Source organism: Actinoplanes solisilvae (genome assembly GCF_003999975.1).
Taxonomy (GTDB): Bacteria; Actinomycetota; Actinomycetes; order Mycobacteriales; family Micromonosporaceae; genus Actinoplanes; species Actinoplanes solisilvae.
The window spans coordinates 1-15,662 of record NZ_RJAC01000027.1; the positions used below are offsets into that span (position 1 = coordinate 1).

The window sequence follows — 15,662 nt, forward strand, 5'->3', positions numbered from 1 at the left end:
ACCACCCAAAATCCCCACCCCCGGATGGCTCCAAGCCCAACTCCTCACCCACCTCAAAGTCGACCCCACCCGACCCCGCTGGCTATAACGGCAGTCCAACACCATGTGCGAAGTCCAGGTCTAGTCAGAGCTCGATCAGGATTGTCCGTGGCCCGACATTCACGCTCTCGACCAGCATGTGCGCCCGGAAGCGGCCGGTCTGAACGGTCGCTCCCCGGGCGCGCAGGCCTTCCACGTACGCGGTGACGAGCGGTTCGGCCACCTCGGCCGGCGCGGCCGCGTTCCAGGTGGGCCGGCGACCCTTCCGGGCGTCGCCGTAAAGGGTGAACTGGCTGACCACGAGCAGCGGGGCGCCGAGATCCGACGCGGACGCCTCGTTGTCGAGAATGCGCAGTTCATACGTTTTCCGAGCCAGTTCGGCGGCCTTGGCCGGTGTGTCGTCGTGGGTCACCCCGACCAGCACCAGCAAGCCGTCCTCGATCTTGCCGACCACCTCGTCGTCGACCGTGACCGAGGCCCGGCTCACCGTCTGCACCAGCGCCCGCATCTCAGAAATCTCCCCGCACTCGCGCGGCGGCCACCGGCAGGGCGGCCACCTCCTCGGCCGACATGGTCCACTGCGCCGCCCGGAAGGCGACGACCTCGTCCAGCTTCCCGAGCGGGTCGCCGGGCACGATCGCGAGTAGGCGGTCGAGCATCGCGCCCGCGTCCGCGCCGATGTCGTGGTCGATCGACCCGATCGCGACCTGGGCCAGGATCAGCGCGGTCAGGGCGGTGTCGAAGTCGGGATCGCCGTCGCCCGCGTTACGCCAGTCGATGACGACGGGGCCGCGCGCGGTGAGCAGGACGTTGTCCGGGTGCAGGTCGAGATGCACGATCGAGCCATCGCCCGAGCGGGCCGGCAGCGAGTGCAGGTGGCGCAGCAGGTCGGCCATGATCGTCGCGGCCTCGTCGGAGGTCAGGTTCCCGCTCAGGTAGGCGTCGGCCATCGTCGGGCCGTCGAGCCGCTCCATCTCCAGCTCGGGGCCGTCGACGCGATAGACCTGCGGCACCGGGTAGCCCAGACCCCGGGCGTACGCCATCACGGCGGCCTCGGGCGAGGAATCGCTGCCGTCCCGGTAGCGTCGCAGCACCCGATCCGCGCCGAGCGCGAAGACGTCGGCCTCGCGTCCGGCGGCGATCGGTTCGTCCATGGGCGTCACGCCGTGGACGGTAGCGGATCAGTCGACCGAATTACTGCTCGAGTCGCTGGTGTAGCTGTCGACCGGTGTCTCCATCGCGCCGGTCGTGGCGTCCCCGGTCGTCGTGTTGGCGACCCCGGGCCCCGAGCGAGGCCGCGTCTTGAAACTGTTCGGCCCCGCGGTGCCGCCGGTCGTGGTCATCACGCCGTGCTCGGGGTGCTCCCCGCCGTCCTGGAGCCGGTCGACGTCGGTGCCCGCGGCGAGCGTGCTGGACAGGCCCGGGTCGTCGTCGCCCTTCTCGGGCCGGTAGGTCTCGGGCACGTCGAGGGCGCCGGCCCCGTAGTCGCCTCCGAGGATCTCGCGCTCGATCTCTTCCTGCGAATCGCTCATGTCGTTCCTCCCGACGGTTCGGCGGCACCCAACGTTCCCCACGCCGGAGCAGGCAAAACCGAAGTGACGCGGGCTACAGCGGCCGGACCATGCCGTCGAGCATGGCGACGAGCGGTGAGAGGTCCCCGTGCAGTGCGGCGGCCGACGCGGCGTCGTTCACCGTCGCGTCGAGCTCGCTCCACGCGATCCGCCAGCCGGCCTCGCGGGCCAACTGCCCGAGGAAGGCTCGCTGCGTCCGGCCGTTGCCCTCGCGGAACGGGTGGATCGCGTTGATCTCGCCGAGGTAGTGCGCGAGTCGGCGTACGAAAGAATCGCGGGCCAGACCGGCCAGCAGACCCTCGGCGGCGAGGGCGGCGAAGACCTCGGCCGAGGAGGACTCGATGAACCGCCAGTGGCAGAACCTGTCCCGCGAGGTTCGCGCGATGTCGACGGTGCGCAGCTCGCCCGCCCACGGGTAGACGGCGCCGAAGATCTGCCGATGGAATTCGCGCAGATGAGCCAGGTCGTAGGAGCCGGGCAGAGGCCGTACCGAAAATCGAAGTAGCGCGGCGAAACTGAGGTCGGCCTCGGCCCGGCTCAGCGCGGCCGCCGAGGTGATGCCGAGTCTGTTGGGGAGGGCGTCGCCGTCGGTCACGCGCGGTGGTAGGCGAGCAGCATCGCTTCCATCTGGCCCGCGGTGATGCGGCCCTGGGCGAACAGGCCGGCCAGCTCGCTCGCCACCGACGACGGCTCCTGCCCCTCGGCCCGCAGCGATCCGGTAGCGTCGTCGACTGCCTGGTCACGCTCGCTGCGAAGCTCGTCGTAGACCCTGACCGGCACCAGCACGCCGACCGCCTTGCGGTGGGCGCCCAGAAACACGGAGTCGCCGGAGCCCCGGCTGAATCCGGCAAGAAGGTCGGGAAGCTGCTTCCGCGCTTCCGCGACCCCGAGAACGTCCTGACGTGGCATTTCTCAATGGTACAAGAAGATGTACAACTTTGCCGCCGCCCGGCGGCCCTCTTGCGGGATGGTCATCATGAGTATGTCGCTGCCGATCGCGCCCGAAGCCAACGATCTGCTCAACAAGAACCCGCTGGCACTGCTGATCGGGATGATTCTCGACCAGCAGATTCCGCTGGAGAAGGCGTTCAGCTCGCCCTATGTGCTGGCTCAGCGGCTCGGTCACGCGCCGACGGCGGCCGAGCTGGCCGGCTTCGACCCCGACGCGCTCATCGCGATCTTCGGGGAGCCGCCGGCGCTGCACCGGTTCCCCAAGGCGATGGCCGGCCGGGTGCAGGAGGTGTGCCGCACGCTGGTCGAACGCTACGACGGCGACGCCGCCAACCTGTGGACCGGCGTCGACAGCGGGGCCGAGCTGCTCAAACGGATCGCGTCGCTGCCCGGGTTCGGCAAGCAGAAATCGCAGATCTTCGTGGCCCTGCTCGGCAAGCAGTACGGCGTGCAGCCGGCCGGCTGGCGTGAGGCGGCCGACGGCTACGGCGTCGACGGCTCGCGCAAGTCGGTCGCCGACATCGTCGACGAGCAGTCGCTGGGCGAGGTCCGTACGTACAAGAAAGCCATGAAGGCCGCGGCCAAAGATCGATAGATTTGGATGTGTAACATCTTCCGGCTGCGATTTTTTGAACACGTTCGGCTCCCGCTGGGCGTACCGGCGGGAACGGTGCAAGTATGAGGGGTCGATCGGAGACCCCATCGTGAAGAAGCAGCCGGACCGGGCGGTTCTCATCACGGACGCCGCCCGCAGCCAGGACGAGCAATTCCGCAGCCGGCAGATCCGCTACGTGTCGATGATGGGCCTTCGCGCCGCGTGTCTCGTGGCGGGCGCCGTGCTGATCAGCATCCGCCCGCCCCTGCTCCCGCTCTGGCTGATCCTGTGCGCCGCGGGCATGGTCTTCCTGCCCTGGGCAGCCGTTCTGATCGCCAACGATCGCCCCGCGCGGTCGAAGGCCGAGCGGGCCGCCAGCGCCCAGGCCCGAGCCCCCAAGCCCCAGCCGACGATCACCCAGCACACCCCCGAGCCGACCGAATACCTGACGATCGACCTCGAGCCCGAGGCAACGTTCGAGCACCGCGAAAAACGTTGAATCGGACGTACGCCTCGTGTGGTGGGACAACCGCATTGCCGCGAACTCCGCCTTCGGCGGCTGCCGCGGCGACCTGATCGGTGGTCACGGCCGTAGCGCCCGACCGGGCCGTTCCCGGTGGTAACGCTTCAAGCACAACAACCCGAGCGGTAGAGCGATGCCCTGGGGACGCGCTGACCCGCGGATTCGGCTTTGCCCGGTCCAGCCCGGTCCAGCCCGGTCCAGCCCGGTCCAGCCCGGTCCAGCCCGGTCCAGCCTTGCCCGGCCGAAATGCGGCATTTTCAGCCGCGTGTTGTGAAGCGCTTGAATGTCAACGCCGCGGGCGGGCGCCGATCGCCGTGACGGCCTTGGCGCCTAGCGTGGTCGCGATCTTCAGGGCCGCCTCGGGCGTGTTGCCGGTGCACCAAGCCGTGAGCAGGCCCGCGGCGAAGGCGTCGCCCGCGCCGGTCGGGTCCTTCATAGCGACCGGGTCGGGAGCCACCGTGTGGCCGGCTCCGTCGGCCGAGACCCAGGTCGCCCCGGCCGCGCCCTGCTTGACGACGACATTCCGGGCGTGAGCGGTCAGGCGGCGGGCCTGTTCCTGGGCGGGGGCCACCCCGGCGAGCACATCGGCTTCGTCCGCGTTGCACAGCAGGACGTCGCACCCGCGTACCCAGGCCAGGAAAGCCTCGGGGCCGGCCGCACGCAGCGGAGCAGCCGAGGCCGCGTCGACACTGGTGGTCAGGCCGAGCTTGGCCGCCGCGGCCAGCGCGGCCAGACCCGCCGGGCGGGAGCCGTCGTGCAGCAGCGGATAGCCCGACAGATGCAGGTGGGTCGCCCCGGAGGACTCGATCGCGGCCCGCACGTCACCCGGGTCGAGCAGCAGCGCCGCTCCCCGGTCGGTGATCATCGTGCGTTCCGTGGGTCCGGCGAGCACGACGACGCTGCCCGTGACGGCTCCCGGATGGGCTCGCACCGCGCAACGGACGCCGGCCGCGGTCAGCTCGGCGACCCGCTCGCGGCCGGCGAGATCGTCACCGACCGCGGCGACCAGCGTGACCGCCCGGCCCGCGTGAGCGAGCCAGGCCGCCGTGTTCGCGGCCTGGCCACCGCCGCCCACGCTGATCGCGGCCTCGGTGTCGGTGCCCGGCTCGATCGGCCCGCCGTGCGCCACCAGCACGTCGGTGACGAGATCCCCGACGACGACGATCACGCGACGCTGAAGCCCAGGGGCGCGGTCGAGTCCTCGGCGGTCGCGACGGCGATCTTGGCGGCCAGCTCGGCGTTGCGCAGGATGATGCGTACGTTGACCTCGAGGCTCTTGCCGTGGGTGCTCTCGTGGAAGTGGCTCAGCAGGAACGGGGTGACCGCCTTGCCGGTGATGCCGCCGCGCGCGAGCAGGGCGAGGCCTTCCGAGAGCGTACGGTCGTGGAGCGCCGGGTCGAGTTGCTCATCGGCCGGCAGCGGGTTGGCCAGGATCAGCGCGCCGGCTCCCACGTTCTGGTCGGAGCGGGCGCGGATCACGTCGGCCACCTGCTCGGGCGAGTCGAGCTCCCAGTCGATGTCGAAGCCGCCGTCGGTGATGAAGAAGCCGGGGAAGCGCTTCGTGCGGTAGCCGGCGACGGCGACGCCCAGCGTCTCGAGCCGTTCGAGCGTGGCGCCCACGTCGAGGATCGACTTGACGCCGGCGCAGACCACGACGATCGGCGTCTGCGCGAGCGTGGTGAGGTCGGCCGATTCGTCAAAAGTGACATTCGCCTCGCGGTGCACGCCGCCCAGGCCGCCGGTGGCGAACACGCCGATGCCCGCGGCGGCCGCGACCGCGCTGGTGGCGGCGACCGTGGTGGCGCCGTCGGCCCGTCGTGCGGCGGCCACAGCAAGATCACGGACGGAGAGTTTCGCCACGCCCTGAGCCAGCGCGAGGTGCTCGATCTGGGCGTCGTCGAGCCCGACGATCAGCTGGCCGCCGACCATGCCGATGGTCGCCGGCACGGCCCCCTGGTCGCGCACGGTCTGCTCGATCTCGCGCGCCACCCGCAGGTTGTCGGGGTGCGGCAGCCCGTGCGAGATGATCGTGCTTTCCAGCGCGACCACCGGCCGGCCGTCCCGGCGGGCACGGGTCACGTGCTCGCCGTATCGAATCGCGAAGTCAGTCACGACAGCTACCGTACGGTGCCTGATCAGTGCCCGGCCAAGGACCGGCGAGCTGGTCGTTGGACCGACCCGGCCCGAGGTGTCAGACTTGCGGGTTGGAGCTTTCGTTAGAGCCGCCGCGACCGGGGGGCCCGGGGGCTCGATGACCCCGTGACCTGAACGAAAGGCAGATGTCGTGAGCACGCAGATCCTGGAGCGTCCGGAGACCAAGGACGCTGACACTGGGCCCGAGATGTTCCATTACGTGAGCAAAGAGAAGATCGCCGAGAGCGCGGTAATGGGCACCTATGTCGTGGCCCTGTGCGGCGAGAAGTTCCCGGTGACCAAGTCTCCGAAGCCGGGTTCCCCTGTGTGCCCGCAGTGCAAGGAGATCTACGAATCGATGCAGGACTGACCAGTCGTAACCCCCGAGGTGTCCGGTGACGAGTGGTGACGGGCTCCTCGCCGCCGATCTGATCGGCGTCGCGGTCTTCGCCGCCTCGGGCGCCTCGGCCGGAATCGCGAAACGGCTCGACCTCTTCGGGGTCGCCTTCGTCGGTTTCGTCGCGGCGCTCGGCGGCGGCATCCTGCGTGACCTGGTGATCGGGTCGGTCCCGCCGCTGGCCTTCGCCGATTGGCGGTACGCGGTCACCGCGGTCGCCGCCGCGCTGCTGGTCTTCTGGCTGCACCCGCAGTTGACTCGGTGGCGACGCCCGGTGCTCCTGCTGGACGCCTCGGGCCTGGGGCTCTTCACCGTCACCGGCACGATCAAGGCGCTCGACGCGGGCGTGCCGCCGGTCGGGGCCTGCCTGATCGGCATGCTCACGGCCATCGGCGGCGGCCTCGCGCGCGACCTGCTGACCGGAGAGATCCCGGTGGTCCTGCAGCGTGACTTCTATGCGCTCGCGGCCCTCAGCGGCGCGATTCTTGTCACGATCCTGCGGGAGACGGGCATCGCGGATCCACTCTCGATGGGCGTGTCGGCCCTGCTCATCACGGGGGTCAGGCTCGTTGCGCTCTATCGCCGGTGGTCGGCTCCGGTGGCTGCGCCGTAAGCCGCGCCCAGCCGTCGCCATGGCTATGCTGAATGCCGCCTCCGGTCCCGTGCCGGGGGTGTTTTTCTTGAGCGGAAGGATCGTCGCAGCTTGAGCCCGCCACTGCCGGACCTGGAGACCTTCCCGCCCCTTCGCGACTGGCAGCGCAAGGCCCTCGTGGGCTACCTGCGCCGCCGCAGCGACGACTACATGGCGGTGGCGACCCCCGGCGCGGGCAAGACCACCTTCGCGCTGCGGATCGCGGCGGAGCTGCTCGCCCACGGCACCGTCGAGGCGGTGACCGTGGTCTGCCCCACCGAGCACCTCAAGGTGCAGTGGGCGTCGGCCGCGGCCCGGGTCGGCATTCAGCTCGACCACGCCTTCCGTAACTCCGACATCCACTCGTCGCGCGACTTCCACGGCGCCGTGCTCACCTATGCCCAGGTCGGCATGGCGCCCGCGGTGCACCGGCGGCGCACGATGACCCGACCCACGCTGGTGATCCTCGACGAGATTCACCACGCGGGCGATTCCCGCAGCTGGGGCGACGGCGTCAAGACGGCCTTCGAGCCCGCCGAGCGCCGGCTCATGCTGACGGGAACGCCCTTCCGCTCGGACGAGAACCCGATCCCGTTCGTCAACTACGAGCGGGGGGACGACGGGCTGCAGCGGTCGCGGGCCGACTCCGTCTACGGCTATTCCGACGCGCTTCGCGACGGCGTCGTGCGGCCCGTGCTCTTCATGGCCTATTCCGGCGAGACCCGCTGGCGCACCAACGCGGGCGACGAGCTGGCGGCGCGGCTGGGCGAGCCGATGACCAAAGACCTGATCGCTCAGGCCTGGCGCACGGCGCTCGACCACCGTGGCGACTGGATGCCGCAGGTGCTGCGGGCGGCCGACGCCCGGCTCTCGAAGCTGCGCGACCACGGCATCACCGACGCGGGCGGCCTGATCATCGCCAGCGATCAGCAGACGGCCCGCGCCTATGCCAAGCTCATCGGCGAGATCTCGGGGCAGCCGGCCACCGTGGTGCTCTCGGACGACGAGGGTGCCTCGAAGCGGATCGCGACCTTCGCCGAGTCGCAGGACCGCTGGATGGTCGCGGTGCGGATGGTGTCGGAGGGCGTCGACATTCCCCGGCTCGCGGTCGGGGTCTATGCCACCAGCGCCTCGACCCCGCTCTATTTCGCCCAGGCGATCGGCCGTTTCGTGCGGGCGCGGCGGCAGGGCGAGACCGCGACGGTCTTCCTGCCGAGCGTGCCGCACCTGCTCGGGCTGGCGAGCGAGATGGAAGCGCAGCGCGACCACGTGCTCGGCCTGCCGAAGCAGAAGGACGGCCTGGACGACGACCTGCTGGAGCGGGCGCAGCGCGAGGAGAACGCGGAGGGCGACCTCGAGAAGCACTTCGAGGCGCTCTCGGCGACCGCCGAGCTCGACCAGGTGATCTATGACGGCACGTCGTTCGGCATGGGGGCGCTCACGGGCACGCCCGAGGAGGAGGAATATCTCGGGCTGCCGGGCCTGCTGACGCCCGACCAGGTGTCGGTGCTGCTGAACAAGCGGCAGGCCGAGCAGATGGCGGCCCAGAAGCGTAGGAAGGCGGCCGAGCCGGTGCCGGCCCAGCGCGAGGCCGCGCCGGTGCCGATGTCGGCCGGGGAGCGCCGCAACAGCCTGCGCCGCCAGCTGAACACGCTGGTAGCGGCTCATCACCACCGCACCAACCTGCCTCACGGCAAGATTCACGCGGAGCTGCGCCGGCTCTGCGGTGGGCCGCCCAGCGCGCAGGCGACCATCGAACAGCTCGAGGAACGGATCGCGACGATTCAGACCCTGTGACGCCGTCATGTGAAGCAGTCTTGACGTTAAGTCCTCTTGACGTCAAGAGGACTTAACTCGATGATGGACGCATGACGACGACAATCCTTGATCGGGTCGTTCGCTGGAACCTCGACCCCGACGGTGAGATCTACGGCGACGAGCGCGAGCGCTACCGGTGGTATGAGGGCATTTCCGCCGCCGCCTCCATGCAGTGGCTCGCCGTCCCGTGGGCCGCGGCCATCATGGTGTGGCCCCTGGGTCGCTCGTCCGTGCTGCCGCTCGCCGTGATCCTCGTCGCCATGATCATTCCGATCTGGATCTGCGGGACCTACGTGCGCCGCCGCCGGGTCGACACCCTGCCGCGAGTGTGGAGCGCGAAACGCGTCGTCCTCGGCGTTCTCAGCGGCATCCCCTACGCGGTGTTCCTCGTCGGCGCGCTCTACGCCTACGACCCGGCCGGCGCCACCTGGAAGGGCGCGGCGGGCGGGGGAGTGGCCGGCGGAGTGATCGGCCTGGTGGTCCAGGTTGCCCAGAGCCGCCGTCGTCGCCGTCGCGAGGCCGCCGCCGCTGAGGACGAGGACTGATGGCGCCGCCGTCGGGCCCGGTGCGCGCTCCCGAGGCGAGTGGTGCCGCCGGGGTCCGCATCCGCGCCGCCCGCAAGGACGCCGGCCTGACCCAGCAAGACCTGTCCGCGGCCGTGCAGGTGAGCCGCCAGACCATCATCGCGATGGAGACGGGCGACTACGCGCCCTCGGTCTACCTGGCCCTGAAGGTCGCCAAGGCCCTCAACGCCACCGTGGAGCAACTCTGGGACGCTGACCCCGAACCGGGCCCCACGCTCTGATTCAGGCCCAGGTTGGCCGTGGAGAGCGGGCTTAGTGATCCGGCCCAGGTTGGCCGTGGAGAGCGGGCTTAGTGATCCGGCCCAGGTTGGCCGCGGAGAGCGGGCTTAGTGATCCGGGCCAGGTTGGCCGCGGAGAGCGGGCTTAGTGATCCGGGCCAGGTTGGCCGCTGAGAGCGGGGCCTGGTGATCGAGGCCCAAGTCGGCCGCTGAGAGGGCGGGGCAGGGCTGTGGCGGGGTCAGGGCATGGAAAAGGGGCGCCCCACACCGTGGGCGCCCCTTTCAAAGTTCTGGTCGGGGGGTTTGGGGAAATCTAGTTGGAGTTAGACATCATGTCCGCGCCGCGCCAGGTGAACTCCGGGTCCGCCGCATACTGCACCGCGATCTTCACCAGGTCTTCGGCGTAGCGGTTGGCGTGGTGTCCGCAGAACACCAGCTCACTTCCACCAGCCAGGGTCAAACGGAGCTTTCCGGCTGCATTGCAGCGGTCGCACCGTTCATCGGCTGCGGTGCCGGCCACACTACCCGCCGGCGGCGTGAGAGTCGGGGTCATCGCCTTCCTCCTCTGTTCGAACCGATGAACATGTTCCTCGGCTACTGCTCACCATCGTGCAACACCCTGCACCGTTGCGGCCTTCCCACTGTGCCCCGGGGGGACCGAGGTCACACGTGCTGGGCTCTAAGTGTGCCGTGATCCAAGGGTGCCACGTCAACGATCACTTCTGCACAACGGTCTGATCACCACCCGGTGATGTACGGGTGGTGACCAATTGGACACGTATTGTTGACTGAAAGCCCTAATCCAGGTAGTCGCGGAGGACCTGCGAGCGGGACGGGTGTCGCAATTTCGACATCGTCTTCGACTCGATCTGGCGGATGCGCTCACGGGTGACCCCGTAAACCTGACCGATTTCGTCCAGGGTGCGAGGCTGCCCGTCGGTCAGGCCGAACCGCAACCGTACGACACCGGCCTCGCGCTCCGAGAGCGTCTGCAGCACCTGCTGAAGCTGGTCCTGCAGGAGCGAGAAGGACACCGCGTCGACCGCGACGACCGCCTCGGAGTCCTCGATGAAGTCGCCGAGCTGGCTGTCGCCCTCGTCGCCGATCGTCTGGTCGAGCGAGATCGGCTCCCGGGCGTACTGCTGGATCTCGAGGACCTTCTCCGGGGTGATGTCCATTTCCTTGGCGAGCTCTTCGGGCGTGGGCTCGCGGCCCAGGTCTTGGAGCAGCTCACGCTGTATGCGGCCGAGCTTGTTGATGACCTCCACCATGTGCACCGGGATGCGGATGGTGCGGGCCTGGTCGGCCATCGCGCGGGTGATCGCCTGCCGGATCCACCACGTCGCGTAGGTCGAGAACTTGTAGCCCTTGGTGTAGTCGAACTTCTCGACCGCGCGGATCAGGCCCAGGTTGCCCTCTTGGATGAGGTCGAGGAAGGCCATGCCGCGGCCGGTGTAGCGCTTCGCGAGCGACACGACCAGACGCAGGTTGGCCTCGAGCAGGTGGTTCTTGGCCCGCTCGCCGTCCCGGCCGATCCAGCGCAGGTCGCGCTCCATGTTGCGCTCGAGCTTCTCCTCGCCCTCGTCGCAGGCGCGCAGGCGCTCGGCGGCGTAGAGGCCGGCCTCGATGCGCTTGGCCAGCTCGACCTCCTGCTCGGCGTTGAGCAGCGGGACCTTGCCGATCTGCTTGAGGTAGGCGCGGACCGAGTCGGCCGACGCGGTGAGCTCGGCGTCGCGGCGCGCCTGCTTCAGCGCCTCGGACTCCTCGTCGTCCCATTCGAAGTCGCCGTCGGTGGCCGAGCTGGCGGCGTCGGTCGCGGCGGCGGCGACCATGGCCGGCGCCTCCTCGACGACGACGTCCTCGATCTCGGCGGCGAGTTCGGCGGGGTCGATCTCCTCGCCGTCGCCGGGGCCCTCCTCGCCGGGCTTGCCGGCCTTGGCCGGTCCCGCGGCCTTCTTGGCCGGGGTGGCCTTGGCGGCAGCCTTGCGCGGGGCGGCCTTCTTGGCGGGAGCGGTCTCGTCCCCGGCTTCGGCGGCCTGCTTGGGGGCGGGCGCTGCCTTGCGGGCCGGGGCGGCCTTGGCGGTGGTGGCCTTGGAGGCCGGAGTTGCGGAGCGGGCGGCGGCGACCTTGCGGCGAGTCGTGCTCGGCGTCCCGTCGACGGCCACGGTGATGCCCGCGTCCATGAGGCCGCGGAGGATCTTCTTGGCCTGAGCCGGATTCACCTGGGCGGACTCGAGCGTGCGCGCGACCTCGACCGATGTGAGCTGTCCGCCCGCGCCCTGGGCATGAGCGATCAGGGCCTCGGTGAGGGAACGAACGTCGGCACCGTTCTGGTGGGCTTCTGTCACGAAAGACCTTCCGGAGGCGATGAGGTTGAGCACGGCCATGAGCCCAGCGCAGCGCACGGCGAAGAGGCTGGCCGGTGTTGGTGTGGGGACCCCCGGGACGCGAACTGTGTCCGCGAAGCGGTGGGCAGGGGTGAATTGTAGCGCCGTCGAGCGAGATCCTCCCGCCGCAGCACGCCGCAGGGGGCCGCCGACCTCGCTGATGACCTCCGGCGGGAGAATGGTAACGGTGGAAAGGGCGTGCACGTGAGCGAGTTTTCTCAGACTTCGCAGTCATCGACACCGGGTTCGGCAGCGGGATCGACACCGGGCGCTCTGCTCGAACTCGCCGTCCGGGTGGCCCGCGAGGCGGCCGACACGGCGCGGCGAATGAGGGCCGAGGCGATCGGTGACGTCCAGACGAAGAGCACCGCGACCGACGTGGTCACGGCGGCCGACAGGGCCGTCGAGCGTCAGGTGGTCGAGGCCCTGCGGGCGGCCCGGCCGGGCGACGGCGTGCTGGGGGAGGAGTACGGCAGTTCGGCCGCGCCCGAGCCCGGGGCGGTGCGCTGGATCCTCGACCCGATCGACGGCACGGTGAACTACCTCTACGGGATTCCGCAGTACGCGGTTTCGCTCGCCGCCGAGCTGGACGGCGAGGTGATCGCCGGGGTGGTCGTGAACGCGGCGACCGGCGACGAGTGGACGGCGACGCGTGGCGGGGGCGCCTGGCGCGGCGAGCGGCGGCTGCACGGCTCGGCTCCCACGGGGCTCGACCAGTCGCTGGTCGCCACGGGGTTCAGCTACGACGCCCGGCGCCGGGCCCATCAGGGCCGGGTGGTGGCCGGATTGATCACCCAGGTGCGCGACATCCGCCGGTTCGGCGCGGCGGCCCTCGACCTGTGCGCGGTTGCCGAGGGCACGCTGGACGGCTACTACGAGAAGGGCCTCAACCCGTGGGACTGGGCCGCTGGGGCCCTGGTCGCCACCGAGGCCGGTGTGGTGGTCTCGGGCCTGAACGGGGCCGCGCCCGGCCCTGAGATGCTCGTGGCGGCCCCACCGGCGATCTGCGGCCCTCTCCTGACGGCCCTGGAGGACCTGGACGCGTCGGGCGGCCCCTAGGGACCGCCCGAAGGCGTCAGGAGTCCTTGTCGGCGGGCTTGACGCAGGCGCCCGGCGGCAGCGTCGGCTCGCCCACCTCGACCAGCGACTGGTTGACCTCGGTCGTGGTGGCGAGCTGGCGGAACTGGTTGCCGATCACGATCTCGATGACCGCGCCCTTGCGCTTGGCGCTGTAGGACATCTTGGACTGGGCCAGGAAGTAGGCCCGCAGGAGCTGCGCCTTGCCGACGGTGTCGGGGCCGTAGCGGATCTCGGCGACGCCCTTGAGCTTCGTCTTGCTCTCGCCCGGCTTCTGCACGGTGAAGCGCCGGTTCTTGAACTCGTTCGTGACGTTCTCGGCCAGTCCGGCGGTGCCGGTGCCGTTGAAGACCTTTACGGTCACCTCGGCCGGGTCGTCGGGCAGCCGCAAGTCGGCGAGCGGGGCTCCGGCCGGGCAGCCCTCGCCGGCTGTCGTGCCGCCCTGCGTGTCCTGCACCAACGCGACGATGACGAACACCACCGCGGCCACGGCAAGCACGCCGACGACGACGAGCGCTCGTACGCGCGCAAAACTCATGGGGTTGGCTCCAGGAATGTGGGGTCTCACGCCCGCCGGGGAGAGGGCGGGACCTGTCGAGAGGTTAGCGTCTGTGCGCCAGGCGCGCGGAAACAGGGAATACTTCCGGCGCGCCGACGATGATCCAGAGGCTGCGACCCCTACTTTGATGTCGCCTCGGTCACATCGGGAACAATGGGCTGCCCGTGCGCGTACAACACTGCCGCGACAGCGGTAATGTTCCCCGCTCACCGGGGGTGTTTCACGTGTTAGGGGCGGTGTCGGAAATCGTCCGGCGGAACCGGGAACCGAAACAACGTCGCGGGCGTTACTAACGCCAAGTGACACATCGATACAGGAGAGTGAAGACCGATGGCCACCGACTACGACGCTCCGCGTCGCGATGAGGTCGACCTCGGCGAGGACAGCCTCGAGGAACTCAAGGCCCGCCGCGCCGACTCGCAGTCCGGCGCGGTGGACGTCGACGAGGTCGAGGTGGCGGAGAGCTTCGAGCTTCCCGGCGCTGACCTCGCCGATGAGGAGCTCACCGTCAAGGTGCTGCCGATGCAGTCCGACGAGTTCCGCTGTGCTCGCTGTTTCCTCGTCCACCACCGCAGCCAGCTGGCCGCGGAACGCAATGGGGAGCTGATCTGCCGCGAGTGCGCCTGACGGCCACTCCCAGCAGCGCAACACCACCCGGCCGCGGCTCGCGGTCGGGCGTCAGGCCGTTGCCGGGTTTGACCCGGGGTCGACACCGGGCATCACCATGAGGCCAGCACGATCGTGAGGCCGGAACCCGGCGACCGATGACGGGAGGACGACGATGAGCGGAACGGACAACACCGCCGAGACAGGCGTACCGCCGGCCCTGGAGCAGAAAACTGCCGAGAGCCAGGAGCTGACAGCGGTCGACACCCAGCTCGAGCAAACCGTCGCCGCCCTGACCGCCGACGATTTGGAACCGGCCGGCCGCCGCCAACTGCTCGGCCGGCTCGCCGGGGACATCCGACGCCGCGGGCTGGGCCAGTTGTTCAAGCCCAAGGCCGCGATGCGCTGGATGGGTGACGTCGTCGCCGACGTGGCGCCGCACGTCCCGATCCGGGACCTGGAGACTCTGCGCCGGCACTACCCCGGCAAGAGTGACGACGAACTGGCGGATCACCTGATCAAGGTCTCCGCGCTGGCGACGGCCGGAGTGGGCGCCGCGGGCGGTGGCGTCGCCTCGGTCCAGTGGGTCGCCCCGCCGACCCTGCTCAGCGCGCCCGTGCTGCTCGCGGCCGAGACGGTCGCGGTGGTGGCGGTCGAACTGAAGCTGATCGGAGAACTGCACGAGATCTACGGCCAGCCGGTGCGGGGCAGCCTTGGCCAGCGTGCGATCGCGCTGATCCAGGCCTGGTCCCAGCAGCGCGGGGTCAACCCGTTGCTGCCCGGCGTCGGGGTGGCCACCGTGCTCGGCACGGCGGCCCGCAAGGAGCTCCAGCACACGCTGCTCAAGCGGTTCGGGCGCAACCTGACCACCCTGGGCCCGCTGCTGACCGGCGCGGCGGTCGCCGGCTACCTGAACCGCCGGGCCACCCGCCACCTCGGCGAGCACGTGAAGAAAGACCTGCGCAAGTCGCGCGGGAAGGCGATCGAGGGCTAGTTGTCGCGCGCCGCGAGCAGCGCGGTGGCCAGCTCGACCGGGCGGCGGGTGCTGACGATCCAGTAGGGCGTCGGGTCGTCCGGGTCGTCGAGCAGCACCTGGACGGCCGGGCCGACCCACGGGCGCTGCACCACGAAGGCGAGCGGGTGGGCCCCCACGCCGAGCGCTTCGCGCTTGCCCTCGGCGTCGAGCGCGACCACGTCCTTGACGAAGCGGACCGGCAGCCGGGCGTCGTCGACCTGGAACTCCCCGTCGGCGACGGCGATCCGGATGCGGCCGAGATAGAGCATCCAGGCGGCGGTGAGCGGGGTCAGGACCGCGAACGGCACCCAGGCCGGCACGGTCGGGAAGCCGAGCAGCGCCTCGACCGCGAGGATCGCCACGACGATCAGGGCGACCGGCCAGAGCCACCAGGTCAGGCGCAGCCGCTCGAGATAGGCGGGCGCCGCGGTGGTGCGCGCGGAGGTCTCCGGTGTCACCCTGGAAGGGTACGGCGCGCCTCCGCGACCGGGCACGGCAGGATGGCAGGGTGGGTGCCGCCCGCAGCGCCCTGATCGCCGCCAGTGAGGAATCTCAGTC

Annotated in this window: 21 protein-coding genes; 10 read left to right on the plus strand and 11 right to left on the minus strand. The window is 70.2% G+C overall.

Going from position 1 to position 15,662, the window contains the following annotated elements:
• Positions 1-124: 124 nt before the first annotated feature.
• From dtd to EER30_RS39320, 5 genes are all read right to left on the minus strand, one after another.
• Positions 125-547: a D-aminoacyl-tRNA deacylase gene (dtd, locus tag EER30_RS39300; RefSeq protein WP_127506651.1), complete on the minus strand. Its 423-nt coding sequence runs from the start codon at positions 545-547 to the stop codon at positions 125-127.
• Position 548: 1 nt separating this feature from the next.
• Entirely contained in the window at positions 549-1,193 is a 645-nt protein-coding gene (locus EER30_RS39305) for a phosphotransferase (protein ID WP_127506823.1), read from the minus strand.
• Between the two features lie 27 nt (positions 1,194-1,220).
• Positions 1,221-1,571, minus strand: a complete 351-nt coding sequence (locus EER30_RS39310) for a hypothetical protein (RefSeq protein WP_127506653.1) — start codon at positions 1,569-1,571, stop codon at positions 1,221-1,223.
• Positions 1,572-1,644: 73 nt separating this feature from the next.
• The gene (locus EER30_RS39315; RefSeq protein ID WP_127506655.1) at positions 1,645-2,205 is read right to left on the minus strand and encodes a Fic/DOC family protein; all 561 of its coding nucleotides are present in this window, start codon (positions 2,203-2,205) and stop codon (positions 1,645-1,647) included.
• Positions 2,202-2,519 (minus strand): antitoxin VbhA family protein, encoded by a 318-nt coding sequence (locus tag EER30_RS39320; protein WP_127506657.1) that lies wholly within the window; start codon positions 2,517-2,519, stop codon positions 2,202-2,204. Before EER30_RS39320 ends, EER30_RS39315 begins: the two co-directional genes overlap by 4 nt.
• A gap of 67 nt (positions 2,520-2,586) precedes the next feature.
• On the opposite strand from EER30_RS39320, the gene EER30_RS39325 reads away from it, so the two are divergent.
• Positions 2,587-3,156: an HhH-GPD-type base excision DNA repair protein gene (locus tag EER30_RS39325; protein WP_205650620.1), complete on the plus strand. Its 570-nt coding sequence runs from the start codon at positions 2,587-2,589 to the stop codon at positions 3,154-3,156.
• A gap of 109 nt (positions 3,157-3,265) precedes the next feature.
• On the plus strand, positions 3,266-3,655 hold the full coding sequence (locus EER30_RS39330) for a DUF3099 domain-containing protein (RefSeq protein ID WP_127506661.1): 390 nt from the start codon (positions 3,266-3,268) through the stop codon (positions 3,653-3,655).
• A gap of 310 nt (positions 3,656-3,965) precedes the next feature.
• On the opposite strand, the gene EER30_RS39335 is transcribed toward EER30_RS39330, so the two are convergent.
• Together EER30_RS39335 and EER30_RS39340 are read right to left on the minus strand one after the other, a co-directional pair.
• The gene (locus tag EER30_RS39335) at positions 3,966-4,844 is read right to left on the minus strand and encodes a carbohydrate kinase family protein (RefSeq protein WP_127506825.1); all 879 of its coding nucleotides are present in this window, start codon (positions 4,842-4,844) and stop codon (positions 3,966-3,968) included.
• On the minus strand, positions 4,844-5,791 hold the full coding sequence (locus tag EER30_RS39340; RefSeq protein ID WP_127506663.1) for a pseudouridine-5'-phosphate glycosidase: 948 nt from the start codon (positions 5,789-5,791) through the stop codon (positions 4,844-4,846). Before EER30_RS39340 ends, EER30_RS39335 begins: the two co-directional genes overlap by 1 nt.
• Before the next feature lie 172 nt (positions 5,792-5,963).
• Here EER30_RS39340 and EER30_RS39345 point away from each other — a divergent pair, with 172 nt between their 5' ends.
• The 5 genes from EER30_RS39345 to EER30_RS39365 all read left to right on the plus strand — a co-directional run bounded on the left by EER30_RS39345 (position 5,964) and on the right by EER30_RS39365 (position 9,463).
• Positions 5,964-6,182: a DUF3039 domain-containing protein gene (locus tag EER30_RS39345; RefSeq protein ID WP_127506665.1), complete on the plus strand. Its 219-nt coding sequence runs from the start codon at positions 5,964-5,966 to the stop codon at positions 6,180-6,182.
• A 25-nt stretch (positions 6,183-6,207) separates the two neighbouring features.
• Entirely contained in the window at positions 6,208-6,822 is a 615-nt protein-coding gene (locus tag EER30_RS39350) for a trimeric intracellular cation channel family protein (protein WP_127506667.1), read from the plus strand.
• Between the two features lie 90 nt (positions 6,823-6,912).
• The gene (locus tag EER30_RS39355) at positions 6,913-8,637 is read left to right on the plus strand and encodes a DEAD/DEAH box helicase (protein ID WP_127506669.1); all 1,725 of its coding nucleotides are present in this window, start codon (positions 6,913-6,915) and stop codon (positions 8,635-8,637) included.
• Between the two features lie 71 nt (positions 8,638-8,708).
• Positions 8,709-9,203: a hypothetical protein gene (locus EER30_RS39360; protein ID WP_164842651.1), complete on the plus strand. Its 495-nt coding sequence runs from the start codon at positions 8,709-8,711 to the stop codon at positions 9,201-9,203.
• Positions 9,203-9,463, plus strand: coding sequence for a helix-turn-helix transcriptional regulator (locus EER30_RS39365; protein WP_127506671.1), 261 nt, complete (start codon positions 9,203-9,205; stop codon positions 9,461-9,463). Before EER30_RS39360 ends, EER30_RS39365 begins: the two co-directional genes overlap by 1 nt.
• Positions 9,464-9,773: 310 nt before the next feature.
• Here EER30_RS39365 and EER30_RS39370 read toward each other — a convergent pair whose 3' ends face one another.
• Both EER30_RS39370 and EER30_RS39375 read right to left on the minus strand, forming a co-directional pair.
• Positions 9,774-10,013 (minus strand): DUF7455 domain-containing protein, encoded by a 240-nt coding sequence (locus EER30_RS39370; protein WP_127506672.1) that lies wholly within the window; start codon positions 10,011-10,013, stop codon positions 9,774-9,776.
• Between the two features lie 244 nt (positions 10,014-10,257).
• Complete coding sequence (locus EER30_RS39375) at positions 10,258-11,847, minus strand: RNA polymerase sigma factor (RefSeq protein ID WP_205650621.1); 1,590 nt, start codon at positions 11,845-11,847, stop codon at positions 10,258-10,260.
• Between the two features lie 204 nt (positions 11,848-12,051).
• Between EER30_RS39375 and EER30_RS39380 the strand changes: the two genes are divergently transcribed.
• Positions 12,052-12,906 carry an inositol monophosphatase family protein gene (locus EER30_RS39380; protein WP_127506676.1) on the plus strand — a complete coding sequence of 285 codons (855 nt, stop codon included), beginning with the start codon at positions 12,052-12,054 and terminating at the stop codon, positions 12,904-12,906.
• A gap of 16 nt (positions 12,907-12,922) precedes the next feature.
• Here the strand turns inward: EER30_RS39380 and EER30_RS39385 are convergent, their stop codons facing one another.
• Entirely contained in the window at positions 12,923-13,462 is a 540-nt protein-coding gene (locus EER30_RS39385; protein WP_127506678.1) for a LytR C-terminal domain-containing protein, read from the minus strand.
• Between the two features lie 351 nt (positions 13,463-13,813).
• Between EER30_RS39385 and EER30_RS39390 the strand changes: the two genes are divergently transcribed.
• On the plus strand, positions 13,814-14,110 hold the full coding sequence (locus EER30_RS39390) for a DUF4193 domain-containing protein (protein WP_127506680.1): 297 nt from the start codon (positions 13,814-13,816) through the stop codon (positions 14,108-14,110).
• A gap of 154 nt (positions 14,111-14,264) precedes the next feature.
• Positions 14,265-15,083, plus strand: a complete 819-nt coding sequence (locus tag EER30_RS39395; RefSeq protein ID WP_240670587.1) for a hypothetical protein — start codon at positions 14,265-14,267, stop codon at positions 15,081-15,083.
• Here EER30_RS39395 and EER30_RS39400 read toward each other — a convergent pair.
• Positions 15,080-15,562, minus strand: coding sequence for a DUF3093 domain-containing protein (locus EER30_RS39400; RefSeq protein ID WP_240670588.1), 483 nt, complete (start codon positions 15,560-15,562; stop codon positions 15,080-15,082). The genes EER30_RS39395 and EER30_RS39400 overlap by 4 nt on opposite strands.
• Positions 15,563-15,662: the final 100 nt, after the last annotated feature.

Coding starts and splice junctions, on each gene's coding strand:
- dtd (WP_127506651.1), bottom strand. CDS start 547: ATGCGGGCGCTGGTGCAGACGGTGAGCCGGGCCTCGGTCACGGTCGAC.
- EER30_RS39305 (WP_127506823.1), bottom strand. CDS start 1,193: ATGGACGAACCGATCGCCGCCGGACGCGAGGCCGACGTCTTCGCGCTC.
- EER30_RS39310 (WP_127506653.1), bottom strand. CDS start 1,571: ATGAGCGATTCGCAGGAAGAGATCGAGCGCGAGATCCTCGGAGGCGAC.
- EER30_RS39320 (WP_127506657.1), bottom strand. CDS start 2,519: ATGCCACGTCAGGACGTTCTCGGGGTCGCGGAAGCGCGGAAGCAGCTT.
- EER30_RS39325 (WP_205650620.1), top strand. CDS start 2,587: ATGAGTATGTCGCTGCCGATCGCGCCCGAAGCCAACGATCTGCTCAAC.
- EER30_RS39360 (WP_164842651.1), top strand. CDS start 8,709: ATGACGACGACAATCCTTGATCGGGTCGTTCGCTGGAACCTCGACCCC.
- EER30_RS39365 (WP_127506671.1), top strand. CDS start 9,203: ATGGCGCCGCCGTCGGGCCCGGTGCGCGCTCCCGAGGCGAGTGGTGCC.
- EER30_RS39370 (WP_127506672.1), bottom strand. CDS start 10,013: ATGACCCCGACTCTCACGCCGCCGGCGGGTAGTGTGGCCGGCACCGCA.
- EER30_RS39375 (WP_205650621.1), bottom strand. CDS start 11,847: ATGGCCGTGCTCAACCTCATCGCCTCCGGAAGGTCTTTCGTGACAGAA.
- EER30_RS39385 (WP_127506678.1), bottom strand. CDS start 13,462: ATGAGTTTTGCGCGCGTACGAGCGCTCGTCGTCGTCGGCGTGCTTGCC.
- EER30_RS39390 (WP_127506680.1), top strand. CDS start 13,814: ATGGCCACCGACTACGACGCTCCGCGTCGCGATGAGGTCGACCTCGGC.
- EER30_RS39395 (WP_240670587.1), top strand. CDS start 14,265: ATGAGCGGAACGGACAACACCGCCGAGACAGGCGTACCGCCGGCCCTG.